This window comes from Candidatus Corynebacterium faecigallinarum (assembly GCF_052264515.1).
In the GTDB taxonomy this organism is placed as follows: Bacteria; Actinomycetota; Actinomycetes; order Mycobacteriales; family Mycobacteriaceae; genus Corynebacterium; species Corynebacterium faecigallinarum.
Genome location: NZ_JBQQOC010000063.1, coordinates 1 through 1,901 on the forward strand (window position 1 = coordinate 1; position 1,901 = coordinate 1,901).

At 62.5% G+C, this 1,901-nt stretch carries 1 protein-coding gene; it reads left to right on the forward strand.

Annotated elements, in window-relative coordinates; translation table 11 throughout:
- Positions 1-483 precede the first annotated feature (483 nt).
- Positions 484-1,614 (forward strand): glycerophosphodiester phosphodiesterase family protein, encoded by a 1,131-nt coding sequence (locus ACTXPP_RS14030; RefSeq protein ID WP_301525505.1) that lies wholly within the window; start codon positions 484-486, stop codon positions 1,612-1,614.
- The last annotated feature ends 287 nt before the right edge of the window (positions 1,615-1,901 follow it).

Below are 1,901 nucleotides of genomic sequence, written 5' to 3' on the forward strand. Positions count from 1 at the left end.
TTGATGATCCTGTGTGGATCGTCGGCGGCCGGGGCCTTCAGTCGTTTCTGGGGGGGGTGTCGGTTTTGTGGGGCATGTGGTGGGGGAGCACGGGTCATCGCCGTGGGGTGTCGATGCTTCGGGAGTGTTTGTCCGGGGTCGGGGGCAACCACCTTCGATCGAGAATCCCGCGAACCCCTTGTTCACCGGATTCTCGATCGAGTGTGGTTGTTCGTTGGTGTGCACCGGCAGGGTGTGCACCGGAGGGCGTTCACCCCGGGGTGGGGACCTTTGGGTTGGTGCCGCGGACATTACCCCAGTGGGTGGTTTTCGCTAGCTGCAGTGGACATATCAGAGACCATTCGGCGAAGAGTCAGTGTCCCGTGGGTGAACTCCTCTTGAAAGTGCTCTGCTTGCCCTGCGGCGGTGGGCTCCGGGACTTACGGTGAGGTTCTGACACGATCTCTACTGTTCACTGACGTTCGTCAAGGAGTCCCTCACCACATGTTCTCTACCAAGCTCTCCATCGCCTCCTCTGCTGTTCGGCGTATCTCGGCTACTGCCTTGGGAATCTCCCTTGCCGCCGGCATGTTCACCGCAACCGCAAGTGCGGATCCGGGCTCACTTCCGCAGGGATCGTCCGATGCCCTAGGTGGTAGCATCCCCGGCAGCAGTCTCCCGGGATTGCCCGGCAGCTCCGCCCCGGGTGCAGTGGACCCAGTCGATAACCTGCCGACGAACTTCGACCTGCAGTCGCACCGGGGTGGACGTGGCGAGTACACCGAAGAGTCCCGCACCGCCTTCGAGAAGTCTGTCGAACTCGGTGTGACGACCCTGGAGTTCGACATCCACATGACTGGCGACGGCGTCCCCGCGGTCTGGCACGATGCCTCCCTCCAGGACGACAAGTGCACCGATACTGCCCCGTCTACCGAGGACGACCCACTGTTCCCGTACGTAGGCAAGGACGTCCACGACCTGACGTGGGAACAGATCCAGACCGTTAACTGTGATCTGCCCCTTCCTGACTACCCCGACGCCGAACGAGTACCGGGTAACAAGATCATCGACCTCGACGAGCTGTTCGAGATCGCGGCCGTGGACCCTGAAGTCCATTTCAACATCGAGACCAAGATCGAGGCCGAGGACCCGGAGCGTTCCGCCGAGCCCCGGGAGTACGTCGACGCGATCCTCGATTCCGCTGAAGCTGCCGGCACCACTGACCGCATTGCGATCCAGTCCTTCGACTGGTCCTCACTGCCGCTGGTGCGCGAGCGTGCCCCGCAGGTCCCGTTGATCGCGCTATGGGACACAAACACGTGGAAGGACGGCTCCGCACACCTGGGGCCGGTCAACTACGCCGACCATGCGGGTGACCCGATCTCAGCGGCTCAGGAGCTTGGTGTAGAGGTGCTCAGCCCCAACTTCGACACGACGAACCCATGGTACGGCGGAGACCTCGCCAGCTGGATCGAGGAGGCGCAAGAGGCCGGCTTCCGCGTTGTTCCCTGGACCATTAACGAGGCTGCGGACATGACCGAGTGGATCGACGCTGGCACCGACGGCATCATCACGGACTACCCGACGAGGCTCAAGCAGATCCTCGATGACCGCGGGATCGACCACTCCGCGTAATCAGCAGCACGCCTCATCGTCGACGATTAAAAGAGCGCGCACTGTCGTCGGCAATGCGTTGCTGCTGGCAACGACGCGCCAGTCGTGCTTCCGGCGGTCCGAGGGTCGCCGGCATCAAGGAACAGTTCCGGACGCTCTGGGGAAGCGCCATCGTCGCCTCGGGGTGGCGCGCGGCGACATCATTGGAACATGAGTCTGACCTGCGGGTTTGTGGTCTGTGTGTGGGGTGTGTAGATTATGTCGAGTGCCGCAGCGAGCGGGGGGAAGAGATTCCGACCTGCTTATGT

What these genes read in the sequence shown, in the direction of transcription:
- ACTXPP_RS14030 (WP_301525505.1), top strand. Translation starts at nt 484, where the DNA reads ATGTTCTCTACCAAGCTCTCCATCGCCTCCTCTGCTGTTCGGCGTATC.